The following is a 24,371-nucleotide window of genomic DNA, read 5'->3' on the forward strand; positions in this document are numbered from 1 at the left end:
CCTCAAGGTCACCCTCTCCGTCTCCACCGGCGACAAAGGGCAGGGCCGAGGCCATCCAGCAGGGCCTGTCCCGGGCCGGGCATCCAGGTCGTCATCGACACCGTCGACCCCGGCGCGTACTACGACGTCATCGGGCGACCTTCTCCACCACCCCCGACATGACCTACACCGGCTGGTGCCCCGACTACCCCTCCGGCTCCACCTGGATGCCCTTCGTCTTCGACGGACGCACCATCAAGGACAAGGGCAACCAGGGCAACTACTCCCAGTTCCGCGACGAGGCCACCATGAAGCGGATCGACGAGATCAACGCCATGGCCGACGCGAAGCAGGCCAACCAGGCCTGGATCGACCTCGACGCCGAGATCATGAAGAAGTCCCCCTCCATCCCGATCCTGATGGAGCGCAAGCCGCTGCTCGTCGGCCCCAACATCGCCGGCGCCTACGGCCACCCCTCCTGGACCGGCACCATCGACTACGGGACCGTCGGCCTCAAGGACCCGTCGAAGAGCCAGGGCTGAGGAACCCCGAGGCCACCGACACCATGACCACCACCACACCCGGCGCCGCTCCCGCCCCCGCGCCCGACGCCCCGGCCGAACGGCCCGCGGCGGCGCCGGGCAGCAGCCCCTGGCAACTCGCCCGGCGGGAACTGCGCCGCCGCCCCGCCGTCCGCGTCAGCGCCGCCGTCGTCCTCCTCTTCGTCCTGATGGCCCTCACCGCACCCTGGCTCGGAGCACTCGGCGGCTGGTCCCCCGAGGAGTTCGACAAGAGCGCCGTCGACCCCTACCTCGGCGGTCTCCCGCTCGGCGACCTCGGCGGGATCGGCCCCGAGCACTGGCTCGGCGTCGAACCCGTCACCGGCCGCGACCTGTTCGCCCGCGTCGTCCACGGCGCCCAGGTCTCCCTGCTCATCGCCTTCGCCGCCACCGCCATCGTCGTCCTCGCCGGGACCGCCGCCGGCATCGCGGCCGGCTACTTCGGCGGCCGCACCGACGCCGTCCTGTCCCGGCTGATGGACCTCACCATGTCCTTCCCCTCGCTGATCTTCATGATCGCGATGCTGTCGGTGGCCAAGGACGTCAACCGCATCGTCCTCATGACCTCCGTCATCGGCCTCTTCGGCTGGCCCGGCGTCGCCCGCGTCGTCCGCGGCCAGACCCTCTCCCTCAAACACCGCGAGTACGTCGACGCCGCCCGCGTCGGCGGCGCGAGCGCCTGGCGCATCCTGACCCGCGACATCCTCCCGGGCGTCTCCGGCCCGGTCATCGCCTACACCACCCTGCTCATCCCCGGCATGATCAGCACCGAGGCCGCGCTCAGCTACCTCGGCGTCGGGGTCCGCCCGCCCACCCCCTCCTGGGGCCAGATGATCGCCGAGTCCGTGGCCTTCTACGAGACCGACCCCATGTACTTCGTCATCCCGAGCGTCTTCCTCTTCCTCGCCGTCCTCGCCTTCACCCTCCTCGGCGACGCCCTGCGCGACATCCTCGACCCGAGGGGAGGCCGCAGTTGATCCTCTACCTGCTCCGCCGCCTGCTCGCCCTGGCCGGCGTGCTCCTCGCCATCGCGGCCGTCACCTTCGTCATCTTCTACGTCCTGCCCACCGACCCGGCCGCCGCCGCCTGCGGCAAGACCTGCAGCGCCGAACGGCTGGCCGACGTACGCCAGTACCTCGGCCTCGACCAGCCGCTGTGGCGGCAGTTCGCCGACTTCCTCACCGGCATCTTCACCGGCCGCACCCTCGGCTCCGGCCAGTACGCCGTCCAGTGCGACTTCCCCTGCCTGGGCTACTCGTACGAGAACTCCCTGCCCGTCTGGGACCTGCTGATGGACCGGCTCCCCGTCTCCGCCTCCCTCGCCGTCGGCGCCGCCGCCCTCTGGCTCCTGCTGGGCCTCGGCGCCGGCGTCACCGCCGCCCTGCGCAAGGACACCGCCACCGACAAGGCCCTCATGGTCGGCGCCGTCGCCGCCGCCTCCCTGCCCGTCTACTTCACCTCCGTCATGCTCGTCTACGGGGTGATCCGGGTCGCCGGACTGCTGCCCTACCCCAGCTACCAGGCCTTCACCGAGGACCCCCTCGCCTGGGCCTCCAACCTGCTGCTGCCCTGGACCGCGCTCGCCCTGCTCTACGCCGCCATGTACGCCCGCCAGAGCCGCGGCTCGATGATCGAGGCGATGGCCGAGCCCTACATCCGCACCGCCCGCGCCAAGGGCATGCCCGAACGCACCGTCGTCGTCAAACACGGCCTCCGCTCCGGCATGACCCCCATCCTCACCATCTTCGGCATGGACCTCGGCGGCCTCCTCGCCGGAGCCGTCATCACCGAATCCATCTTCGGACTCCCCGGCATCGGCAGGCTCTTCTACGGAGCCCTCGTCAACTCCGACCAGCCCGTCGTCCTCGGCGTCACCCTGCTCGCCGCCTTCTTCATCGTCGTCGCGAACCTCGCCGTCGACCTCCTGTACGCCGTAGTCGACCCGAGGGTGAGGTACTGATGACCACCCCGCTGCTCGAAGTCCGTGACCTGCACGTCACGTTCAGCACCCCGCGCGGGACCGTACGCGCCGTCGACTCGCTCGGCTTCGCCGTCGAGGCCGGCCGCACCCTCGGCATCGTCGGCGAGTCCGGATCCGGGAAGTCCGTCACCTCCCTCGCCGTCATGGGCCTGCACCGCACCGGCGCCGAGGTCACCGGCTCCGTCAGGCTCGCCGGACAGGAGCTGAACGGCCTGCCCGAGAAGGAACTCGCCAAGGTCCGCGGCCGCAGGATGGCCATGATCTTCCAGGACCCGCTGTCCAGCCTGCACCCCTACTACACCGTCGGCGAACAGATCGCCGAGCACTTCCGCGTGCACTTCCGGGCCGGGCGCGCCGCCGCCCGCAAACGCGCCGTCGACATGCTCGGCGAGGTCGGCATCCCCGAACCCGCCCGCCGGGCCGGGGAGTACCCCCACCAGTTCTCCGGCGGCATGCGCCAGCGCGCCATGATCGCCATGGCCCTGGCCTGCGAACCCGAACTGCTCATCGCCGACGAGCCCACCACCGCCCTCGACGTCACCGTCCAGGCCCAGATCCTCGAACTGATCGCCCGCCTCCAGGAGGAACGCGGCCTCGGCGTCGTCATGATCACCCACGACCTGGGGGTGGTGGCCCGCGTCGCCCACGAGGTCCTCGTCATGTACGGCGGCCGGGCCGCCGAACAGGCCCCGGCCGACGAGCTGTTCGCCGACCCGGCCCACCCCTACACCCGGGGCCTGCTCGACTCCCTGCCCCGCCTCGACAGCCCCGACGACGTCCCGCTGCCCTCCATCCCCGGCTCCCCGCCCTCGCTCCTCAACCGCGACCCCGGCTGCGCCTTCGCCCCCCGCTGCCCGCGCGCCGCCGCGGGCACCCGCGAGGAGCGGCAGCGCTGCACGGGCGAACTGCCCGAGCCGCGCCCGTACGGATCCCCGGCCCGGACCGCCGCCTGCCACTTCGCCGGCTCCGCGCCCGTACCCGTCCCCACCCCGGAGGTGTCCCGATGACCGCCCCGGCCACCGGTCAGGACCGGGCCGTACGGCAGGACGCCCCGGCCGGGCCCCTGCTCTCCGTACGGGACCTGACCATGACCTTCCCCGGCAAGCGGTCGCTGACCGGACGCCGGGCCGCCCCCGTCCGGGCCGTCGACGGCATCTCCTTCGACCTGGAGCCCGGCCGCACCCTCGGCCTCGTCGGCGAGTCGGGCTGCGGGAAGTCCACCACCGGCCGGATGCTGGTACGGCTGCTGGAACCCACCTCCGGCCGCATCACCTTCGACGGCCGGGACATCAGCCGGCTCTCCCAGTCCGCGCTGCGCCCCCTGCGCCGCGACATCCAGATGGTCTTCCAGGACCCGCACTCCTCCCTCAACCCCCGCCAGACGGTGGCCCGGATCATCTCCGACCCGCTGCTGGTGCAGGGCTGGAGCGCGGCGGACGCCCGCCGCCGGGCCGCCGAGCTGATGGAGCTGACCGGGCTGATCCCCGAGCACATCGACCGCTACCCGCACGAGTTCTCCGGCGGCCAGGCCCAGCGCATCGGCATCGCCCGGTCGCTGGCCACCAGCCCCCGGCTGGTGATCGCCGACGAGCCGGTCTCCGCCCTCGACGTCTCCGTCCAGGCGCAGATCGTCAACCTGATGGAGCGGCTGCGCGCCGAACTGGGCCTGGCCTACGTGTTCATCGCCCACGACCTCTCGGTGGTCAAGCGGGTCAGCGACCGCGTGGCGGTCATGTACCTCGGCCGGATCGTCGAGATCGGGGACAAGAAGTCCCTCTACGAGAACCCGCAGCACCCCTACACCCGGGCGCTGCTGTCCGCCGTACCGCTGCCGGACCCGGCGGCGGAGCGGCGGCGGGAGCGGATCGTGCTGCTCGGCGACCCGCCGAGCCCGGCCGCCCCGCCCCCGGGCTGCACCTTCCACCCGCGCTGTCCCAAGGCGCAGGAGGTCTGCCGCACCGAGCGGCCGTTGCTGCAGCTCGCCGCCTCGCGAGAGGTGGCCTGTCACTTCCCGGGTGACTGACGGGGATCACGGGAAGAAAGGGAGGGCCCCGCGGACGGCAGCGTCCGCGGGGCCCTTTTCCGGTGTCCGGGGGGCGACGGGCCCGCTACGGGTCTACAGGCCCAGCTCGCGGCGGGAAGAAACTCCAGCTTCCAGCCGCCATGATCTTCTCCGGCGTCCCGCCCGGGGTCATGTGCGTGACGCCGGGCAGCGCGAGCAGCTGGTGCGGGCGGCCCGCGTCGGTGAAGGGCCCGGGACAGGCGCAGGGTGTGGGAGGGGTGACGTTGTCGTCGGCCAGGCCGTGACCAGCAGCAGCGCCGGGCCAGTCGCGGCGCGTCGGGGATCAGCGAGTCCCGCTCGTAGACCTCGGGGTGTTCCTGAGGGAGGCCGAGGTAGCACTCGGTGTAGGCGGTGTCGTAGTGCCGGAAGTCGGTCGGCGCGGCCCCGGCTGCCGCCGCGTGGAAGACGTCCGGCCGGCGCAGCACCGCCATCGCCGACAGGTAGCCGCCGTAGGACCAGCCGCGGACGCCGACCCGGCCGAGGTCGAGGTCGCGGTGGCGTTCGCCGAGCGCCCGGAGCGCCGCGACCTGGTCCTCCAGGGTGACGTCCGAGAAGCCCCGGTACATGGCGTGGGTGTGGGCGGGGGAGACGTACGGGGTGCCCCGGTTGTCGACGGTGACCACGGCGAAGCCCTGGTCGGCCCACCACTGCCGGGCCTGCCAGCGGCGCGGCTCGGCGGACACGTCCTGGAAGCCGGGGCCGCCGTAGCTGTCCATCAGCACGGGCAGCCGCCGGCCCGGGACGTGGCCGCGCGGCAGCACGAGGGCCGTCGGGATCCCGAGTTCGGTGACCCGTTCCAGGACCGGCTCCACCCGGTACGGCAGCGGGGCGGACAGGTCGGCGGGAGTGAACTCCCGCCCGTCCGGGGTGCGTACGGTGCGCCGGATGCCGTCGGCGTCGGCGCTGGTCAGCAGCAGGGTCCCGGCCGACGCCGAGACGCCGTACACGCCGGGCCCGTCGGCGAGCGGGGTCAGCTCGCCGCTGTCGGGGTCCAGCAGCAGCACCTGCTGTTCGGCCGGGTCGCGCAGCCCGGCCTCGATCAGCAGCCGGCCCTCGTGGAGGCCGGCGACGGCGCGGACCTGTATCCCCTCGCCGGTGAGGGGCTTCCCGTCGAGGGCGAGGCAGCGTGCGGTGCCGCCGGGGGTGTCGGCGGCGGTGAGCATCCGCCCGTCGGGCAGCCGGGCCGGGGTGCCGGGCAGGAGGGGGTCGACCCACTGGGGGTGCGTGGTGCGGGACAGCTCCGTGGTGCGGCCTGTGGCCGGGTCGGCGGCGAGGAGGAGCACGTTGCGCTGGAGCCGGTCCTGCACGGTCAGCAGGATCTCGGTCGCGGACTCCCATCCCGCGTCGGAGACGTACGGGTAGGCCTCGGCGTCCCAGTCGAGTCGGATCCGGCCGCCGTCGGGGCCGAGCACCCACAGCTGCACGTCGGCGTTGGGGCCGCCCGCCTCGGGGTAGGCGAAGTCCTCGGCCGGCAGCTCCGGGTGCGCCGGGTCGGCGAAGTGGCGGCGCTGGAGGGCGCTCTCGTCGACGCGGGCGGCGAGCAGGGTGACCCCGTCGGGGGACCACCAGTGGCCCCGGCTGCGGCCGAGTTCCTCGGCGGCGGCGAACTCGGCCAGGCCCCAGCGGGCCCCGTCGGCGGGACTGATCCGGCCGCCGGGGTGGACGTACAGGGCGTCGTCGGATACGTAAGCGGTGCGCGAGCCGTCGGCGTTGGGGCGCGGATCCAGGGCGGGGCCGGCGGCCGGGACCGGCTCGGGCGCGGCGGCGCCGTCGCAGGTGACCGCGTACAGCCTGCCGTGGAGGGGGAAGACGGCGCGGCGGCCGTCGCCGGAGAGGGCGTACGAGCCGATCCCGGCGGCGACGAGGCGGGTGCGCTCGCGCAGGCGGCGCTCGGCGACGGGGAGTTCACCGGGCTCGGGGGAGAGGGCGCGCGGGTCGGCGAGCCGGGTTTCGGCGCCGGTGGCGGTGTCGAGGACCCAGAGGCTGTCGAAGGCGTCGGTGGGGCCCGTGGAGCGCAGGAACCAGAGGAGGCGGCCGTCGTCGCCGAACGAGAAGGCCCTGGGCGAGCCGTGGGTGAACCGGGCCGTGTCGGCGGAGAGCCTGAGGAATTCATCCATGATCGCATTGTGGCATGTGCAATATCACACAGCATAGGCCATTCGAGTGGTGAGCCCTGGTCCGCGGGCTTAGCGTCGACTAGTGGACCCGAACGCACTGCCGAACAACAACGGGACCGACGGCAAGGTCCGCGGGAGCGGAAACGGGCTGGCGCTGTTCGTGATTGCCTCCTGCCAGCTCATGGTCGTGCTCGACATCACCATCGTGAACATCGCGCTACCACACATCCAGACCGCGCTCGACTTCTCCACCGAGAGCCTGTCCTGGGTCGTCAACGCCTACACCCTGACCTTCGGCGGCCTGCTCCTGCTGGGCGGCCGCACCGGCGACATCCTCGGGCGCAAGCGCGTCTTCATCTTCGGCGTCCTGCTCTTCGGCCTCGCCTCCCTGCTCGGCGGACTCGCCCAGAACGCGGGCCAGCTGATGGCCGCCCGGGCCCTCCAGGGCGTCGGCGGAGCCATCGCCTCCCCGACCTCGCTCGCCCTGATCACCACCACCTTCCGCGAAGGCCCGGCCCGCAACCGGGCCTTCGGCGTGTTCGCCGCCGTCTCCGCCGGCGGCGGTGCGATCGGGCTCCTCGCGGGCGGGGTGCTGGTCGAATGGCTCAACTGGCGCTGGGTGCTCTTCGTCAACGTCCCGATCGCCCTGCTGATCGCCGTACTGGCCGCCCGGGTCCTGCGCGAGTCCGAACGCCACCCCGGACACTTCGACCTGATCGGCGCGCTGCTGGGCACCTGCGGCATGGTCGCCCTCGTGTACGGCTTCATCCGCGCCTCCCAGGACGGCTGGCGCGACGGGTTCACCCTCGGCTCCTTCGCCGCCGCCGTGGTCCTGCTGGTCCTGTTCGTCCTCAACGAGCGGCGCTCGCCGCAGCCGATCACGCCGCTGCACATGTTCGCCGACCGCAACCGCGCCGGGACCTACGGGATCATGCTCTTCCTCGCCTGCGCGATCTTCGGCATGTTCTTCTTCCTGACCCTGTTCGTGCAGAACGTCCTCGGCTTCAGCCCGCTGCGCGCCGGACTCGCCTTCCTCCCGGTCAGCGTGATGGTCGCGCTCGCCGCCGGGACCACCTCCCAGCTGCTGCCGAAGTACGGGCCCAAGCCCTTCATGGTCACCGGCGCCCTGTGCTGCGCCGTCGGACTGGGCTGGCTGACCCGCGTGGACGTCCACTCCACCTACCCCGGCAGCGTCCTCGGCCCGCTCCTGGTGTTCGCCACCGGCATGGGGCTCCAGTTCGTCTCCCTGACCCTGATGGCCCTGTCCGACGTCCCCGACCGGGAGTCCGGTGCCGCCTCCGGTCTGCTCAACTCGATGCAGCAGATCGGCGGGTCGCTCGGACTGTCGATCCTGGTCACCGTCTTCGGCACGGCCAGCCGCAACGAAGCCGAGGAGCAGGTGCCGGCCTTCCTCGGCTCGGCGAGCCCCGAACAGAAGGCCTTCTTCGCCCGCACCGGCCAACTCCCCGAGCCCTGGGCCGACCAGGTACTGACCTCGGGGGTCAGTACGGCCTTCGTGGCGGCCTCGCTCTTCACCCTCGTCGGCGCGGTCATCGCGCTCTTCGCGATCCAGGTCCGGCCCTCCGACCTGGAACGACTCCAGGGCAACCACACCCCGGCGGCCGTCCCGGGCGAGGGCAGGGGGTAGGCTCGGCCGATCATCGCAAACCGGGGGGAAATCCGATGTTCCGATCCACGATGCGCGGCGCCGCCGCGGCAGCCCTGACCGTCACCCTGGCGGCGTTCACCGTCTCCTGCGGGAACGACGCCGAGCCGAAGGCCAAGCCCTCGTCGCCCGCCGCGGCCGCCTCGCCCGCCACCTCCGCACCCGTCCCCGGCGCCGCGTCGCCGAGCGCGGGCTCCGCCGGTACGGGCACGCCCGCGCCGGCCGCGACGCCGACCGCGCAGGCCTCCCCGAAGGGCCCCTCGGCGTCGCCCTCCACCCCGCCCGAGCTGGTCCGGGACGCCTTCGCCGGACTCCAGGCGACCCTGAACGACTCCTGCACCCCGGGCAACTGCGCGTACTTCCTCGGCCGGGTGTACGACGAACTCCACCGCCTGGACCGTGCGATGAAGGCCGACGCGAAGGGCCCCGGCCACTTCCCCGAGCCGATCGCCCTCATCGTCAAGCTCGACAAGGAACTCGGCGGCGACCGCACCTTCGAGAACCTGAAGAAGCACCAGAACGCCCTCATCGGCACCCGGGACCAGATCAACACCTGGATGCAGGACCACCCCGACGACTACCGCTGACTAACCCTCCAGGCGGCGGATCCGGCAGCGCGCCGGACCCGCCGCCCGCAGGGTGATCCCGGCACTCACCGGCACCTCCCGGTCCACGGCCTCGAACTCGTACGCCCGCAGCAGCATCGCCAGCGCGATCACGGACTCCAGCATCGAGAAGTGCTGCCCGATGCAGGCGCGCGGCCCGCCGCCGAACGGGAACCACGCGTAGCGGTGCCGGCCGGCCTCGGCCTCCGGCGCGAAGCGGTCGGGGTCGAAGCGCTCCGGCTCCTTCCAGTACCGGGGATGGCGGTGCGTGACCCAGGGGGCCACGATCACATCGGCCCCCGCCGGGACGGTGTGGCCCTCGATCTCGGTGGCGGCGACGGCCTTGCGCCCGATGACCGGGGCGGCGGGGTAGAGCCGCATGGCCTCCTTGAGCACCTGGGTGAGGTACGGCAGGCGCTCCAGGTCACCGGCCACGGGAACCCGTCCGCCCAGCACGCTCCGCACCTCCTCGCGGGCCCGGGCCTGCTCCTCGGGGTGGCGGCCGAGCAGGTGCAGGGCGAAGGCCAGCGAGGTGGCGGTCGTCTCGTGCCCGGCGAGCAGGAAGACGAGCACCTGGTCGCGGAGTTCGGCGGGGTCGAAGGTGGCGTCGTCCTCGCCCCGCGCACCGGCCAGCAGGCTGAGCAGGTCCTCGCCCTCCGCCTGCCCGGGCGGGGCCGCCCCGAGCCGCTGGGCGATGATCTCGTCGCAGACGGCGTACAGCTCGTCCAGCGCGGTGGCCGCCCGCCGGTTGCCCGGGGTCGGCCAGGTGCGCGGGAGGTTGGCGGGGGAGTAGCCCCGGCGCAGCACGTAGTCCGTGATGACCGGAAAACACCGGTCCACGACATCCACGGTGGCGTCGACATCGGCACCGAACAGGATCCGGGACACCGCGCGCAGGGCCAGGTGCATCATCTCGGTGGAGACGTCGACGATCCCGTCCCGGGCCTCCGCCCACGCGGCGAGGGTGCCCTCGGTCTCGGCGGCGACGGCCCCGGCGTAGCCGTCCACCCGCTTGCGGGTGAACAGCGGCTGGACCAGCCGGCGCTGGCGCACGTAGTCGGCGTCCTGGCTGGTGAGCAGGCCGTTGCCGAAGGAGTCGCGGACCTCCTGGTAGAAGGCGTTGTCCTTGCGGAAGTTCGCGGCCTCGGAGGCCAGCACCCGCTGGGCGCCCTCCGCGGAGAACACGCAGTACAACTCGGCGCGCAGCCCGGGCGGGCCGGCGCTGATCCGCACGACGTCCCCGTGCCGCTGCCGGGCCCGCTCGTAGGTCCCGAGGGAGTCCGCCTTGAGGTCGAAGAGCGACCCGAGCAACGGAACCCCCTCCAGCCCCGGAACCCGCACCCCGTCAGCCATTCCCCGCCCCCGCCTCTGGACACCGCCCGTCGGGGCCGATTCTGCCCGCCCGCCCGACCGGGATCGACCCCTGACAAGCCATCCGGCCGAATCTCGCCGCCGCCCCGGCGTCCGGTGTGGCGCCACGAGCCGCCCTGGCAGGCATTGCCACGGCCACACCACACTGACTGTTCGTCAGTCGATCACCGCAACAACATCTTCAGATCTGAGGATCCACGCGTTACCGTCCCCGCCTTCGCCCAAGGAAGGACCACTCGCGTGAGATCCGTTTCCCGTGCCGTCAGCGCGTCCGCCGTCGCCCTGGCCCTCGCCGCCACGCTGGCCCCCGTGGCCGCCCACGCCGCGACCACCGCCCCCGCGACCACCGCCCCCGCGCCGGCCGCGTCCGTCTCCGGCGCACCCAGCCGCGTCCTGTCCGTGCCCGGGCTCGTCAACGCCCGCGACCTCGGCGGCTACACCACCTACGACGGCAAGACCACCAAGTGGGGCACCGTCTACCGCACCGAGACCCTCTCCAAGCTCACCCCCGACGGCGTCAACGCCGTCGGCGCGCTCGGCCTCGGCAAGGTCGTCGACCTGCGCACCACCCCGGAGATCTCCGCCGACGGCACCGACAGGCTCCCGCCCGGCGTGACCGCGGTGGCCCGGCCGGTCGACGACACCAGCCTCTTCGCGTTCATCGGCGGTGTGGTCCGCTCCAAGGACCCCGTCTACCAGCAGGCGCAGCTCGGCAACGGGGCGGCGGAAGCGCGGATGACCGCCCTCTACAGGGGCTTCGTCACCAACCCGGGCAACCGGGCCCAGCTCGGTGCGGCGATCAAGGACGTCGCCAACTCCACCAAGCCGATCGCGTTCCACTGCTCGGCGGGCAAGGACCGCACCGGCGTCCTCGCGGACACGATCCTGCGCGCCGTCGGCGTCCCCGCCCCGACCTCGGAGCAGGACTACCTCCTCTCCAACAGCCTCCGTGCAGCGACCGACAAGGCCCTCCGCGACCAGGTCAGGGCGGCCGGGTACATGCAGGACCCGGACCTGCTGATCCCGCTCCAGGAAGTCCGCAGCGACTACCTCGCCGCGTTCCGGAACCAGGCCGTGGCCGACTACGGCAGCTTCGGGGAGTTCCTCACCAGGGGCCTCGGCCTGAGCGTGTCGGACCTGCTCAAACTCCGCTCGCGCACCGTCTCCTGACCCGGCAGACGACGAAGACCCCCGCCCGGACGGATCGTGCCGGAGGCGGGGGCCTTCGAGGTCAGGGCCGCACTGGAACTCCTGATGCTCCGCCTCCGCCTCCGCCGCCGGGGGGCGGGGGCCGGGCATGAGGAAGCCCCCGCCCCGGAGAAATCCGGGAGCGGGGGCTTCTCGGCGGGTCAGGGCGGCTCAGATGTCCCGGAAGATCTCGATCTGCGCGCCGACCGAGTTGAGGCGCTCCGCGAGTTCCTCGTAGCCGCGGTTGATGACGTAGACGTTGCGCAGGACCGAGGTCCCCTCGGCCGCCATCATGGCCAGGAGGACGACCACCGCCGGGCGGAGGGCCGGGGGGCACATCATCTCGGCCGCGCGCCAGCGGGTCGGGCCCTCGACCAGGACGCGGTGGGGGTCCAGGAGCTGGAGGCGGCCGCCGAGGCGGTTGAGGTCCGTCAGGTAGATGGCCCGGTTGTCGTACACCCAGTCGTGGATCAGGGTCTTGCCCTGGGCGGACGCGGCGATGGCGGCGAAGAACGGGACGTTGTCGATGTTCAGCCCGGGGAACGGCATCGGGTGGATCTTGTCGATCGGGGCTTCGAGCTTGGAGGGGCGGACCGTGAGGTCGACCAGGCGGGTGCGGCCGTTGTCGGCGACGTACTCGGCGGAGCGGTCGTGGTCGAGGCCCATCTCCTCCAGGACCGCGAGCTCGATCTCCATGAACTCGATCGGGACGCGGCGGATGGTGAGTTCGGACTCGGTGACGACCGCGGCGGCCAGGAGGCTCATCGCCTCGACCGGGTCCTCGGAGGGGGAGTAGTCCACGTCGGCGTCGATGACGGGGACGCCGTGCACGGTGAGGGTGGTCGTGCCGATGCCCTCGACCTTGACGCCCAGCGCCTCCAGGAAGAAGCAGAGGTCCTGGACCATGTAGTTGGAGGAGGCGTTGCGGATGACGGTGACGCCGTCGTGGCGGGCCGCGGCCAGCAGGGCGTTCTCGGTGACCGTGTCGCCGCGCTCGGTCAGGACGATCGGGCGGTCGGGGGCGACCCCCGCCTCGACCTTCGCGTGGTAGATGCCCTCGGTCGCGGTGATGTCCAGGCCGAAGCGGCGCAGGGCGATCATGTGGGGCTCGATGGTGCGGGTGCCGAGGTCGCAGCCGCCGGCGTACGGCAGGCGGAACTGGTCCAGGCGGTGCAGCAGCGGGCCCAGGAACATGATGATGCTGCGGGTGCGGACGGCCGCCTCCGCGTCGATGGCGTCCATGTCGAGGCGGGCCGGCGGGACGATCTCCAGGTCCACGCCGTCGTTGATCCAGCGGGTGCGGACGCCGATGGAGTTCAGGACCTCCAGGAGGCGGTAGACCTCCTCGATGCGGGCGACCCGGCGCAGGACCGTGCGGCCCTTGTTGAGCAGGGAGGCGCACAGCAGTGCCACGCACGCGTTCTTGCTCGTCTTGACGTCGATGGAACCGGACAGGCGGCGGCCGCCGACGACGCGCAGGTGCATCGGGCCGGCGTAGCCCAGGGAGACGATTTCGCTGTCGAGCGCTTCACCGATTCGGGCGATCATCTCAAGGCTGATGTTCTGATTGCCGCGCTCGATGCGGTTCACGGCGCTCTGGCTCGTGCCGAGGGCGTCCGCGAGCTGACTCTGGGTCCAGCCGCGGTGCTGCCGGGCGTCACGGATGAGCTTGCCGATGCGTACGAGGTAGTCGTCTGCCATGGGTGCACCGTATCTCAGATATGAGATGTGGATCGCCCGGGGTGTGGCGGACGGGTGTTATCGGTCCGTCAGATTGCACGTACGGCCCAACAGGGCTTGCGCCGCGCGGACTCCGCCGGCGCCGGCGTCAACTCCCCTTTGTCCCGGTGTGTCGATCTTTTGGGGGTGGATTGCCGTTTGTTTCGCGAACGTCCCCTTTGGGGTGTGATGGAGTCCGCCGTGCCGATGTCGGCGTCGCCCGGCAGGGCGGTGTCCGGGCCGGCGCCCCGGCCGGTGTCCGGGCATGCCGGAGCGGCCGCCCGGTGGACGGCTCCGGCGGGGCGCGAGGTGTGCACCTCGTGCCCGCCCCCCGACATGTACTAGAGTTATCTCGACATCGAGATATCTGCCGAAGGCGTACCGCAGCCGCCCCCGCTGGTAAGGGTTACCTAACTTAGCCTTACCTTAGCGGATTGGCCACAGGGCGTGGCGGCAGGATTGCGGTTATACGCGCGAGATCATGCATGAAGGAGACTGTCGTGTCGGCGAACAGCTTCGACGCCCGCAGCACGCTGCAGGTGGGCGACGAGTCGTACGAGATCTTCCGGCTGGACAAGGTTGAGGGCGCCGCCCGCCTTCCCTACAGCCTGAAGGTCCTGCTGGAGAACCTGCTCCGCACCGAGGACGGCGCGAACATCACCGCCGACCACATCCGGGCGCTCGGCGGCTGGGACTCCCAGGCGCAGCCCAGCCAGGAGATCCAGTTCACGCCGGCCCGCGTGATCATGCAGGACTTCACCGGCGTCCCCTGCGTCGTGGACCTCGCCACCATGCGCGAGGCCGTGAAGGAGCTCGGCGGCGACCCGGCGAAGATCAACCCGCTCTCGCCCGCCGAGATGGTCATCGACCACTCCGTCATCGCCGACAAGTTCGGCACCAAGGACGCGTTCGCCCAGAACGTGGAGCTGGAGTACGGCCGCAACAAGGAGCGCTACCAGTTCCTGCGCTGGGGCCAGACCGCCTTCGACGACTTCAAGGTCGTCCCCCCGGGCACCGGCATCGTCCACCAGGTCAACATCGAGCACCTGGCCCGCACGGTCATGGTCCGTAACGGCCAGGCGTACCCCGACACCCTCGTCGGCACCGACTCGCACACCACCATGGTCAACGGCCTCGGCGTGCTCGGCTGGGGCGTCGGCGGCATCGAGGCCGAGGCCGCGATGCTCGGCCAGCCGGTCTCCATGCTGATCCCGCGCGTCGTCGGCTTCAAGCTGACCGGCGAGCTGCCGACCGGCACCACCGCCACCGACCTCGTGCTCACGATCACCGAGATGCTGCGCAAGCACGGCGTCGTCGGCAAGTTCGTCGAGTTCTACGGTGAGGGCGTCGCCGCCACCTCCCTCGCGAACCGCGCCACCATCGGCAACATGTCGCCGGAGTTCGGCTCCACCGCCGCGATCTTCCCGATCGACGGCGAGACCCTGAAGTACCTCAAGCTCACCGGCCGCTCCGAGCAGCAGGTCGCGCTCGTCGAGGCGTACGCCAAGGAACAGGGCCTGTGGCTGGACCCGGCCGCCGAGCCGGACTTCTCCGAGAAGCTGGAGCTCGACCTCTCCACGGTCGTCCCCTCCATCGCCGGCCCGAAGCGCCCGCAGGACCGCATCGTCCTGGCCAACGCCGCCCAGCAGTTCGCGGTGGACGTCCTGAACTACGTGGACGACGCCGACGAGGCGGGCAAGGAGTCCTTCCCGGCCTCCGACGCCCCGGCCGCCACCAACGGCGTCCCGACCCGCCCGACCCAGGTCACCCTGGCCGACGGCACCACCTTCGAGATCGACCACGGCGCCGTCACCGTCGCCGCGATCACCTCCTGCACCAACACCTCGAACCCCTACGTCATGGTCGCCGCGGCGCTCGTGGCCAAGAAGGCGGTCGAGAAGGGCCTGACCCGCAAGCCGTGGGTCAAGACCACCCTGGCCCCGGGCTCGAAGGTCGTCACCGACTACTTCGACAAGGCCGGCCTGACCCCGTACCTCGACAAGATGGGCTTCAACCTCGTCGGGTACGGCTGCACCACCTGCATCGGCAACTCCGGTCCTCTGGACGAGGAGATCTCGAAGGCGATCAACGAGCACGACCTCGCGGTCACCTCGGTCCTCTCGGGCAACCGCAACTTCGAGGGCCGCATCAACCCCGACGTCAAGATGAACTACCTGGCCTCCCCGCCGCTGGTCGTCGCGTACGCCATCGCGGGCTCCATGAAGGTGGACATCACGACGGAGGCCATCGGCACCGACGCCGAGGGCAACCCGGTCTTCCTCAAGGACATCTGGCCCTCCGAGGCCGAGGTCAACGACGTCGTGGCCAACGCCATCGGCGAGGACATGTTCTCGAAGTCCTACGAGGACGTCTTCGCGGGCGACGCCCAGTGGCAGGCGCTGTCGATCCCGACCGGCAACACCTTCGAGTGGGACCCGCAGTCCACCTACGTCCGCAAGCCCCCTTACTTCGAGGGCATGACGATGGAGACCACCCCGGTCTCCGACATCGCCGGCGCCCGCGTGCTGGCGAAGCTGGGCGACTCGGTCACCACCGACCACATCTCCCCGGCCGGTGCGATCAAGGCCGACACCCCGGCCGGCAAGTACCTCACGGAGCACGGCGTCGAGCGCCGCGACTTCAACTCGTACGGTTCCCGCCGCGGCAACCACGAGGTCATGATCCGCGGTACCTTCGCCAACATCCGCCTGCGCAACCAGATCGCGCCGGGCACCGAGGGCGGCTTCACCCGCGACTTCACCGTCGAGGGCGCGCCGGTCTCCTTCATCTACGACGCCTCCCAGAACTACCAGGCCGCCGGCATCCCGCTGGTCATCCTGGCGGGCAAGGAGTACGGCTCCGGCTCCTCCCGCGACTGGGCTGCCAAGGGCACCGCGCTGCTCGGCGTCAAGGCCGTCATCGCCGAGTCCTACGAGCGCATCCACCGCTCGAACCTGATCGGCATGGGCGTCCTCCCGCTCCAGTTCCCCGAGGGCGCCACCGCGGCCTCCCTGGGCCTCACCGGCGAGGAGACCTTCTCCTTCACCGGTGTGGAGGAGCTGAACGACGGCACCACCCCGCGCACGGTCAAGGTCACCACCGACACCGGTGTCTCCTTCGACGCGGTCGTCCGCATCGACACGCCGGGTGAGGCGGACTACTACCGCAACGGCGGCATCATGCAGTACGTCCTGCGGAACCTCATCCGCGGCTAAGGGCGCGCCAGGCGGAGCGATCCGCCGCCAGTCGGCACCATAGGGCCGTACCCCCGTTAAGGGGGTGCGGCCCTTCCGCTTTTCGCGGCGGCGGTCCCGGACAGCGGTCAGGTCTCAACTCGGAAAAGCCGGGAACGATCCTTGTGCACGATCTTGCTCAGTCGAGCGGAAGTGGACTATACCTGTGCCCGTCCGGGCCACCGCGCGACGAGCGGCCCCGGGCCGGAGGGAAGCCGGGGGACCGCGGCGATGCCCGCCTGCACGGTAACTGCCGCTTTTTCCGGCCTCCTTCACACATCTGACGAAGGCGAGGACATGAGCATGGGATCCACTGGTGAGGGCCTCGGCCGCCGTGATCTGATCAAGCGTTCTGCAGCGCTCGGACTGATCAGCGTGCCGACGATGAGCTTCCTGTCCGCCTGCGCCTCCGGCGGTGAGGACACCACGAAGGGCCCCGACAAGGGGGCCGTGTCCAAGGAGAACCCCTTCGGCCTCGCCAAGGGCGGGAAGCTCGACGTGGTCATCTTCAAGGGCGGTTTCGGCGACGACTACGCGAAGGCCTGGGAGGCCGCGTTCGACAAGAAGTGGGGCACCACCAGCTCCCACCTGGCCACCCAGGAGATCGCGGCCAAGCTCCAGCCCCGGTTCAACGCCGGCAACCCGCCGGACGTCCTCAACGACTCCGGCGCCCAGATGATCAAGATCGACGTCCTGGCCAAGGGCGGCCAGCTCGCCGACCTGACCACGCTCCTCGACTCCCCCTCGCTCGACGACCCGGCCAAGAAGGTCCGCGACACCCTGATCCCCGGCACGGTCGAACAGGGCTCCCAGGGCGGCAAGTTCGTCGCCCTCAACTACGTGTACACGGTTTTCGGCCTCTGGTACTCCGGCAAGCTCTTCAAGGAGAAGGGCTGGACCGAGCCGAAGACCTGGGACGAGTTCCTGGCCGTCTGCGCCAAGGCCAAGGAGGCCGGCATCGGCGGCCTGGCCCACCAGGGGAAGTACCCCTACTACATCAACGTCGTCATCATGGACCTGATCGCCAAGAAGGGCGGTCTGGAGGCGATGAAGGCCATCGACAACCTCGCCCCGAACGCCTTCGAGGGCAACCCCGCGGCCCTGGCCGCCGTCGAGGCGGTCTACGAGGTGGTCGAGAAGGGCTACCTCATGCCCGGCACGAACGGCCTGACCCACACCGAGTCCCAGACCGCCTGGAACCAGTACAAGGCCGCCTTCATCCCCTCCGGCTCCTGGCTGGAGAACGAGCAGCTCAAGCAGACCCCCGAGGACTTCGACATGAAGTTCCTGCCGGTCCCCGTGCTCGCCGACAGCAAGCTGCCCTTCACCGCCATCCGGGCCGGCGCCAACGAGGCCTTCGTCGTCCCCGAGAAGGCCGCCAACAAGGCCGGCGGCCTGGAGTTCCTGCGCTCCATGCTCTCCCGCGAGTGGTCCACCCTCTTCGCCCAGCAGGCCAACTCCCTCACCGTCGTCAAGGACGGCGTCGACCCGGGCGTCAAGCTCCGGCCGGGCACGCAGTCCGCCGTCGCCGCGGTCAAGGCCGCCGGGGCCGACACCTTCAACTACCTCTACCCCGACTGGTACAGCGAGATGGACTCCGAGATCCAGAACGCGTCCAATGAGCTGATGGCCCAGCGGATCCAGCCAAAGGAGTGGATCAAGCGGGCCCAGGCTGCGGTAGACAAGGCTGCCAAGGACCCCAACGCCAAGAACAACCACCGCAGCTGACCCCACGTCCACCGGCAGCGTCACAGGGACGGACACCATGAGCCAAGTAGCCCGGCGCAGGGGAAGGACCACCGGCTTCATCGCCGGCTTCCTCGTCCTGCCGCTCGCGCTGTACCTGACCTTCGTCATCTGGCCGTACGTTCAGACGTTCGGCTACTCCTTCACCAACTGGTCGGGCCAGTCGCCGACGTTCGACTTCGTCGGCCTGGAGAACTACTCCGCCCTGATGGACGACGAGGTCTTCCGCGGCGCCCTCTGGCACAACCTGCTGCTCCTGGTGTTCGTCCCCGTGATCACCATCCTGCTCGCCCTCTTCTTCGCCTTCATGGTGAACGCGGGAGGGCGCAGCGGGGCCGGCGGGGTGCGGGGCGTACGCGGATCTGCCTTCTACAAGATCGTCTACTTCTTCCCGCAGGTCCTCTCCCTCGCGATCCTCGCGGTGCTCTTCGGAGCGGTGTACCGCAGCGACGAGGGCGGCCTGCTCAACGGCCTGCTCTCCTGGGCGGGCCTCGTCGACCCGGCCCACCCGGTCGAATGGCTCAACGACCCCGACCTCGTCCTGTGGTGCCTGCTCCTCGTGGTGGTCTGGCACGGCGTCGGCTTCTACCTGGTCCTCTTCTCGGCCGCCATGCAGTCCGTGCCCAGGGACATCTACGAGGCCGCCCTGCTCGACGGCGCCGGGCGCGCCCAGACCTTCTTCCGGGTGACGCTGCCCCTGCTGTGGGATTCTGTGCAGACCTCCGCGGTCTACCTGGGCATCGCCGCGATGGACATGTTCGTCCTGGTGTCGACCATGACCTCGGGCCAGTTCGGCGGCGGACCCGACCACCACAGCGAGGTCATGGCCACGGTGCTGATGCGCAACTTCCTCTACTTCGGCAAGAGCGGCTACGCCTGCGCCATGGGCGTGGTCATGCTCGTCCTGACCATGATCCTCTCCGTCGTCACGCTGCGCGCCACCCGCCGCGAGCGCATCGAGTTCTGAGCGGGAGTCCACGATGACCACAGTGATCAAGGCGCCGGGCGAGTCCTCCGCCGAGCGTTCCGGCGGCACCGGGGGCGGCCAGGGCGGCGGGGGTCGCCGTTCCGACGGCATGGTGCTCAACGTCTTCTCGCACGGCTTCCTCGCCGTCTGGGCGGTACTGATCGTCCTGCCGCTCGTCTGGCTGGCCCTCGGATCCTTCAAGACCGACACCCAGATCGGCGCCTCGGCCCTCAGCTGGCCCTCCAACTGGCACTTCGACGCCTTCGGCCGAGCCTGGGACAAGGGCATCGGCGGCTACTTCGGCCACACCCTCATCGTGATGGCCTTCTCGGTCCCGCTGACGATGCTGCTCGGCTCGATGGCCGCCTACGTCCTGGCCCGCTACCCCTTCCGGGGGAACCGGATCATCTACTACTTCTTCGTCAGCGGGGCGATGTTCCCCGTCTTCCTGGCGCTCGTGCCGCTGTTCTTCATGGTCAGGCGCCTGGACATGCTCAACACCTACCAGGGGCTGATCCTGGTCTACGTCGCCTACTCGCTGCCGTTCACCGTCTTCTTCATGCACTCCTTCTTCCGCACCCTGCCGACGGCGGTGCACGAGGCGGCGGTGATCGACGGGGCCTCCGACACCCGGATCTTCTTCCAGGTGATGCTGCCGATGGCCAGGCCCGGCCTGATCAGCGTGGGGATATTCAACGTCCTGGGCCAGTGGAACCAGTACATCCTGCCCTCGGTGCTCATGCAGCCGCAGAGCGGGTCCGACCCCGAGCGCTACATGCTCACCCAGGGCCTGATCCAGCTCCAGTACCAGATGGGCTACGAGACGGACCTGCCGGTGCTGTTCGCCGGCGTCACCATCGCGATGATCCCGATGCTGGTGGTCTACCTGTCCTTCCAGCGCCAGATCCAGGCGGGCCTCACCTCGGCCACCCTGAAGTAGCCTTCCGCAGCTGGTACAGCTCCCGGGAGCCGGGACCCCCGACGCTCTGGTGGATCCTGGGCTCCCGCCCGGTGCCGCCGACGCCCCACTCCGGCCAGTCGCACCCCGGTACGTCCAGGCGGACCCGCTGGGACCAGGGGTCCCGGCCGGGCTCGTACGTCCAGGTGCCGGTGCCCGAGCAGCCCGGCGGGGTGCTGCCCGAGGTGTCGCCGGGGGAGTGCACGGCGACACCGGAGGCGGTGACCCGGCCGTCCGCCGTGAAGGTCAGGGTGTTGCCCGTGTGGTCGACCCAGGCGCCGGCCAGGGCCGCCGGGCCGATCACCGGGGGCTCGTACGGGGGCAGCACCCCGGTGACGAGCCCGAGGGTGCCGAACAGGCCCGTCCCCGCCACCAGCGCCCCGCCCCACCGTGCCACCCGGCGCGTGAGCCCCTCGCCCCGGAGCCGGGCGATCCGGGCGCCCGCCGACAGGGAGGCGGTGGCCGCGGCCCAGAAGAGCAGCACGGGCCGGGTCCGCGCGTCGTTGTACGAGGCGAAGGCCCAGACGGGCGGCGCCAGCAGGGCGGCCACCAGGAGCGGTACGCAGCACCACGCGGCACGCTCGCCGACCCGGCGGCCGAGCAGATCGGACAGTGCGACCGCCGGGAGCACGAAGAGCAGCGACAGCAGGAACGCGACGACGGCGACGATGCCCGTGAGCGGGACGAGGGCCGCCGCGATCCGGCCCCAGTCGGGCGGTGTGTCCGGGGGCGGCTGCGTCCGGACGTAGAGCAGCACGACCACGGTGGTGAGCGCCACCTCCAGGCAACCCACCAGTACCGAGACCAGCAGGACCCGTCCGTACGACCGTTTCTGACGCATGCTCGCCCCCCGGTGACGTCCCGGCTCCATACTGCCAGCCGGGCTGAACGTGTTCAATTCATTGCGCTACAGCCAGGTGCGCGCTACAGCCAGGTGCCGAAGCGGCGGACGTACCAGGTCTTCACGAGCTGGGTGAGCGTGCAGTACGCGAGCAGTACGCCGACCAGCCACGGGAAGTACGACGCCGGCAGGGCGGTGAAGCCCAGCGCGGGGGCCAGCGGCGAGAAGGGCAGCCAGAGTCCGGTCAGCACCGCGAGGACGGTCATCACCATCACCGGCCAGGAGGCGCGGGACTGGACGAACGGGATCTTGCGGGTGCGGATCATGTGGACGATCAGGGTCTGCGAGAGCAGGCCCTCGATGAACCAGCCGGACTGGAAGAGCGACTGCTCGGCCGCCGTGTTCGCCGCGAAGACGTGCCACATGATCACGAACATCGCGATGTCGAAGACCGAGCTGATGGGACCGATGCTGACCATGAAGCGGAAGATGCCCTTGGCGTCCCAGTTGCGCGGCTTGCGCAGGTACTCCTCGTCCATCCGGTCCCAGGGCGTGGCCAGCTGGGAGATGTCGTAGACCAGGTTCTGCACCAGCAGCATGATGGCGAGCATCGGCTGGAAGGGGATGAACGCGCTCGCCACCAGCACCGAGAAGACGTTGCCGAAGTTCGACGAGGCCGTCATCTTGATGTACTTGATCGTGTTGCCGAAGGTGGTCCGGCCCTGGACCACGCCCTGTTCCAGGACGGTCAGGTCCTTCTCCAGCAGGATGATGTCCGCCGACTCCTTCGCGATGTCCACGGCGGTGTCCACCGAGATGCCGACGTCGGCGTCGCGCAGGGCGGCCGCGTCGTTGATCCCGTCGCCGAGGAAGCCGACGGTGTGCCCCTCGGCCTGCAGGGCCCGGACGATCCGCGCCTTCTGGACCGGATTGGCCTTGGCGAAGACGGTCGTACGGGCGGCCAGCGCGCGCAGCGCCGTGTCGTCGAGGGCGTCCACCTCGGAGCCCGGGACCACGTGGCCCACTTCGATGCCGACGTCGGCGCAGACCCGGGCGGCGACGAGCTCGTTGTCGCCGGTGACCACCTTGACCGCGATGCCCTTGTCCGCCAGGCCCCGCAGGGCGGCGGCCGCGGAGGCCTTCGGCGGGTCGAGGAAGGCGAGGAAGCCGACCAGGGTCAGCCCGTCCTCGTCCGCGACGGTGTAGGTGTCGCGGGGCTCGGCGACGGTGCGGGTGGCCACCGCGAGGACCCGCAGGCCCTGCCGGTTGTGCTCCTCGGCGATCCGGGTGGCGCGCAGGCGCAGTTCGCCGGTCAGCCCGACCTCCTCGCCGTGGTCGGTCATGTGGGTGCAGAGGGCCAGGACCTCCTCGACCGCACCCTTGGTGATCATGATGTGCTCGGGCCGGCCGGCCTTCCCGGCCGTGCCGTTGCGGTTGAGGACCACGGACATCCGGCGCCGGGCGAAGTCGAAGGGGATCTCGTCGACCATCGAGAACCGTGCGTCGACGACAACCTCCTCGGCCTCGTTGACGCGGTCGATGACCGCTTGGTCCATCAGGTTCTTCAGGCCGGTCTGGAAGTGGGCGTTGAGGTAGCCGTACTCCAGGACCTCGCCGTCCTCGGCGCCGTGCACGTCCAGGTAGCGGTCCAGGACGATCCGGTCCTCGGTGAGGGTGCCGGTCTTGTCCGTGCAGAGCACGTCCATCGCGCCCAGGTTCTGGATCGCGTTCAGCCGCTTGACGACGACCTTGCGCCGGGACATGGCGACCGCGCCGCGCGCCAGGTTGGCCGAGACGACCATCGGCAGCATCTCGGGGGTCAGGCCCACCGCGACGGCGATGCCGAACAGGAAGGCCTCGTTCCAGTCGCCCTTGGTGAGGCCGTTGACCATGAAGACGACGGGGACCATCACCAGCATGAAGCGGATCAGCAGGAAGCTGACCTTGCGCACGCCGGTGTCGAAGTTGGTCTGCGGGCGCTCGCCGACCAGGGTGCCGGCCATGGAGCCGAACCAGGTGTCGGCGCCGGTGGCGACGACCACGCCGGTGGCGGTGCCGGAGGTCACCGACGTGCCCATCAGGCAGAGGTTGTCGGCCTCCACCGGGTCGGTGGTCGCGTCCTGGCCGAGGTCCTCGGTACGAGTGTCGGCCTTGGGGACCGGCAACGACTCGCCCGACAGGGCCGCCTGGCCGACCATCAGGTCCTTGGACGTGATCAGCCGCAGGTCGGCCGGGATCAGGTCGCCGGCGGCCAGCTTGACCAGGTCGCCCGGAACGACCCGGTCCATGGGTACCTCGACGGTGGTGGGCGCCGATCCGCTGCCGGCCCGGCGCTGCACCGCGCAGGTGGTGGTGACGAGCTTCTTCAGGGCGTCGGCGGCCCGGCCCGAACGGTACTCCTGCCAGAACCGCAGCAGCCCGCTGACCGCCACCATCACGGAGAGGATGACGACCCCGGGATCGGCCGGGTCCTGCCAGAACATGACGGCGGCGAGGAGGACCAGGACGCCGATGAACGGGTTGCAGAAGGCCTTCGCGAGCTGCGTGGTCCACAGCGGGGTGCGCTCCTGGGCGACGGTGTTGGGGCCGTGCCGCTCCAGTCGCCGCACCGCCTCGGCGTGGGTGAGGCCGCACCGGGAGGTGTCGGCGTCCTGGAGGACCCGTACGGCCGGACGGGCGCTGATCGCGGCCAGGCGCTCGCCGGCGAGGCGGGTGGCGGCTTCGAGCTCGGCGGCCTTGCGCTCGCGGCGGCCGCGGCCCGGCGGCGCGAGCTTCGTCGGGGTGCGAGGGGTGAGCATGGTCATGACGACTACCTCCCTCCACGGCGTCCGGGCAGCGTGGAGCCGCGCGGTGACGTGGAGTGATCGGGGTGCGGCGCGGGGTGGCGCGGGACGCCACGGGGTGCGCCGCGGACATGGATGACGTATGCCTGACAGGAGAGTCAGGGCATGCAGGAAAGGAGAGGGGAAGCGGTGTCCCGCAGGGGACCGCGGCGGGCGCGGTACGGGAACGGCACCCGGACGTGGCCGTGGGTGCACGCGGAAGGGTCAGCCGGTCGGCGGGGCGCAGGCCCGGACGGTCGGCGGATCAGCCGGCGCAGGCGCGGCGAGGACTTCGATCGGGACTCATCCCGAACACCTCCTCGCGTAGCGCTGTCACGGCACGGCGCGCGGTCCGGCCGGAAAGGCCGCAGAGGACCGGCGCCTCAGCGACCGTAGCACGATCCCGGAGGCCTCTTGTTCATACTTTCGGGTCATGTGTCCGGTTCGCTCTGTCTCAGGCTCTTGACGGCGGAGTGGGCAAAGGCTCGACTTAAGGTTCACAAGTTGGAGAGACGCCGGGGTCTCGGAGCGCACAGCCGCGATACCGGCCGGGGGG

16 protein-coding genes and 1 pseudogene are annotated in these 24,371 nt (G+C 70.8%); 12 read left to right on the plus strand and 5 right to left on the minus strand.

Annotated elements, in window-relative coordinates; genetic code table 11:
* From SSNG_RS27280 to SSNG_RS27300, 5 genes and pseudogenes are all read left to right on the plus strand, one after another.
* A pseudogene (locus tag SSNG_RS27280) lies at positions 1 to 521 on the plus strand (ABC transporter substrate-binding protein); the annotation flags it as partial.
* A 23-nt stretch (positions 522 to 544) separates the two neighbouring features.
* Positions 545 to 1,516 (plus strand): ABC transporter permease, encoded by a 972-nt coding sequence (locus SSNG_RS27285; RefSeq protein ID WP_042802030.1) that lies wholly within the window; start codon positions 545 to 547, stop codon positions 1,514 to 1,516.
* Positions 1,513 to 2,499: an ABC transporter permease gene (locus tag SSNG_RS27290; protein ID WP_007267159.1), complete on the plus strand. Its 987-nt coding sequence runs from the start codon at positions 1,513 to 1,515 to the stop codon at positions 2,497 to 2,499. The genes SSNG_RS27285 and SSNG_RS27290 overlap by 4 nt, the downstream gene beginning before the upstream one ends.
* Positions 2,499 to 3,527 (plus strand): ABC transporter ATP-binding protein, encoded by a 1,029-nt coding sequence (locus SSNG_RS27295; RefSeq protein ID WP_007267160.1) that lies wholly within the window; start codon positions 2,499 to 2,501, stop codon positions 3,525 to 3,527. The genes SSNG_RS27290 and SSNG_RS27295 overlap by 1 nt, the downstream gene beginning before the upstream one ends.
* A complete protein-coding gene (locus SSNG_RS27300) occupies positions 3,524 to 4,543 on the plus strand; it encodes a dipeptide ABC transporter ATP-binding protein (protein ID WP_042802032.1) in 1,020 nt (339 codons plus the stop codon). The genes SSNG_RS27295 and SSNG_RS27300 overlap by 4 nt, the downstream gene beginning before the upstream one ends.
* Here the strand turns inward: SSNG_RS27300 and SSNG_RS27305 are convergent.
* On the minus strand, positions 4,525 to 6,699 hold the full coding sequence (locus tag SSNG_RS27305) for an alpha/beta fold hydrolase (RefSeq protein ID WP_007267162.1): 2,175 nt from the start codon (positions 6,697 to 6,699) through the stop codon (positions 4,525 to 4,527). The genes SSNG_RS27300 and SSNG_RS27305 overlap by 19 nt on opposite strands.
* Before the next feature lie 82 nt (positions 6,700 to 6,781).
* Between SSNG_RS27305 and SSNG_RS27310 the strand changes: the two genes are divergently transcribed.
* Together SSNG_RS27310 and SSNG_RS27315 are read left to right on the plus strand one after the other, a co-directional pair.
* On the plus strand, positions 6,782 to 8,347 hold the full coding sequence (locus tag SSNG_RS27310; RefSeq protein ID WP_128637176.1) for an MFS transporter: 1,566 nt from the start codon (positions 6,782 to 6,784) through the stop codon (positions 8,345 to 8,347).
* Between the two features lie 35 nt (positions 8,348 to 8,382).
* Positions 8,383 to 8,952 (plus strand): hypothetical protein, encoded by a 570-nt coding sequence (locus SSNG_RS27315; RefSeq protein ID WP_007267164.1) that lies wholly within the window; start codon positions 8,383 to 8,385, stop codon positions 8,950 to 8,952.
* Here SSNG_RS27315 and SSNG_RS27320 read toward each other — a convergent pair whose 3' ends face one another.
* Positions 8,953 to 10,323 carry a cytochrome P450 gene (locus SSNG_RS27320; protein ID WP_007267165.1) on the minus strand — a complete coding sequence of 457 codons (1,371 nt, stop codon included), beginning with the start codon at positions 10,321 to 10,323 and terminating at the stop codon, positions 8,953 to 8,955.
* 258 nt (positions 10,324 to 10,581) lie between these two features.
* Here SSNG_RS27320 and SSNG_RS27325 point away from each other — a divergent pair, with 258 nt between their 5' ends.
* A complete protein-coding gene (locus SSNG_RS27325; RefSeq protein WP_050779741.1) occupies positions 10,582 to 11,511 on the plus strand; it encodes a tyrosine-protein phosphatase in 930 nt (309 codons plus the stop codon).
* 189 nt (positions 11,512 to 11,700) lie between these two features.
* On the opposite strand, the gene SSNG_RS27330 is transcribed toward SSNG_RS27325, so the two are convergent.
* A complete protein-coding gene (locus SSNG_RS27330; protein ID WP_007267167.1) occupies positions 11,701 to 13,230 on the minus strand; it encodes a UDP-N-acetylglucosamine 1-carboxyvinyltransferase in 1,530 nt (509 codons plus the stop codon).
* Positions 13,231 to 13,748: 518 nt separating this feature from the next.
* Between SSNG_RS27330 and acnA the strand changes: the two genes are divergently transcribed.
* From acnA to SSNG_RS27350, 4 genes are all read left to right on the plus strand, one after another.
* A complete protein-coding gene (gene acnA, locus SSNG_RS27335; RefSeq protein ID WP_042802035.1) occupies positions 13,749 to 16,463 on the plus strand; it encodes an aconitate hydratase AcnA in 2,715 nt (904 codons plus the stop codon).
* 321 nt (positions 16,464 to 16,784) lie between these two features.
* Positions 16,785 to 18,209, plus strand: coding sequence for an N-acetylglucosamine/diacetylchitobiose ABC transporter substrate-binding protein (ngcE, locus tag SSNG_RS27340; protein ID WP_042804179.1), 1,425 nt, complete (start codon positions 16,785 to 16,787; stop codon positions 18,207 to 18,209).
* A 37-nt stretch (positions 18,210 to 18,246) separates the two neighbouring features.
* Positions 18,247 to 19,194 carry a sugar ABC transporter permease gene (locus tag SSNG_RS27345; protein WP_007267170.1) on the plus strand — a complete coding sequence of 316 codons (948 nt, stop codon included), beginning with the start codon at positions 18,247 to 18,249 and terminating at the stop codon, positions 19,192 to 19,194.
* Between the two features lie 13 nt (positions 19,195 to 19,207).
* Entirely contained in the window at positions 19,208 to 20,134 is a 927-nt protein-coding gene (locus SSNG_RS27350) for a carbohydrate ABC transporter permease (RefSeq protein ID WP_007267171.1), read from the plus strand.
* On the opposite strand, the gene SSNG_RS27355 is transcribed toward SSNG_RS27350, so the two are convergent.
* Both SSNG_RS27355 and mgtA read right to left on the minus strand, forming a co-directional pair.
* Positions 20,112 to 20,993 carry a hypothetical protein gene (locus SSNG_RS27355; RefSeq protein WP_042802037.1) on the minus strand — a complete coding sequence of 294 codons (882 nt, stop codon included), beginning with the start codon at positions 20,991 to 20,993 and terminating at the stop codon, positions 20,112 to 20,114. The genes SSNG_RS27350 and SSNG_RS27355 overlap by 23 nt on opposite strands.
* A gap of 83 nt (positions 20,994 to 21,076) precedes the next feature.
* Positions 21,077 to 23,797, minus strand: a complete 2,721-nt coding sequence (gene mgtA / locus SSNG_RS27360) for a magnesium-translocating P-type ATPase (protein WP_128637178.1) — start codon at positions 23,795 to 23,797, stop codon at positions 21,077 to 21,079.
* Positions 23,798 to 24,371: the final 574 nt, after the last annotated feature.

This window comes from Streptomyces sp. C (genome assembly GCF_000158895.1).
Lineage (GTDB): Bacteria > Actinomycetota > Actinomycetes > Streptomycetales > Streptomycetaceae > Streptomyces > Streptomyces racemochromogenes.

Coding starts and splice junctions, on each gene's coding strand:
- ngcE (WP_042804179.1), top strand. CDS start 16,785: ATGGGATCCACTGGTGAGGGCCTCGGCCGCCGTGATCTGATCAAGCGT.
- SSNG_RS27300 (WP_042802032.1), top strand. CDS start 3,524: ATGACCGCCCCGGCCACCGGTCAGGACCGGGCCGTACGGCAGGACGCC.
- SSNG_RS27315 (WP_007267164.1), top strand. CDS start 8,383: ATGTTCCGATCCACGATGCGCGGCGCCGCCGCGGCAGCCCTGACCGTC.
- SSNG_RS27285 (WP_042802030.1), top strand. CDS start 545: ATGACCACCACCACACCCGGCGCCGCTCCCGCCCCCGCGCCCGACGCC.
- mgtA (WP_128637178.1), bottom strand. CDS start 23,797: ATGACCATGCTCACCCCTCGCACCCCGACGAAGCTCGCGCCGCCGGGC.
- SSNG_RS27355 (WP_042802037.1), bottom strand. CDS start 20,993: ATGCGTCAGAAACGGTCGTACGGACGGGTCCTGCTGGTCTCGGTACTG.
- SSNG_RS27350 (WP_007267171.1), top strand. CDS start 19,208: ATGACCACAGTGATCAAGGCGCCGGGCGAGTCCTCCGCCGAGCGTTCC.
- SSNG_RS27320 (WP_007267165.1), bottom strand. CDS start 10,323: ATGGCTGACGGGGTGCGGGTTCCGGGGCTGGAGGGGGTTCCGTTGCTC.
- SSNG_RS27295 (WP_007267160.1), top strand. CDS start 2,499: ATGACCACCCCGCTGCTCGAAGTCCGTGACCTGCACGTCACGTTCAGC.
- SSNG_RS27345 (WP_007267170.1), top strand. CDS start 18,247: ATGAGCCAAGTAGCCCGGCGCAGGGGAAGGACCACCGGCTTCATCGCC.
- SSNG_RS27305 (WP_007267162.1), bottom strand. CDS start 6,699: ATGGATGAATTCCTCAGGCTCTCCGCCGACACGGCCCGGTTCACCCAC.
- SSNG_RS27330 (WP_007267167.1), bottom strand. CDS start 13,230: ATGGCAGACGACTACCTCGTACGCATCGGCAAGCTCATCCGTGACGCC.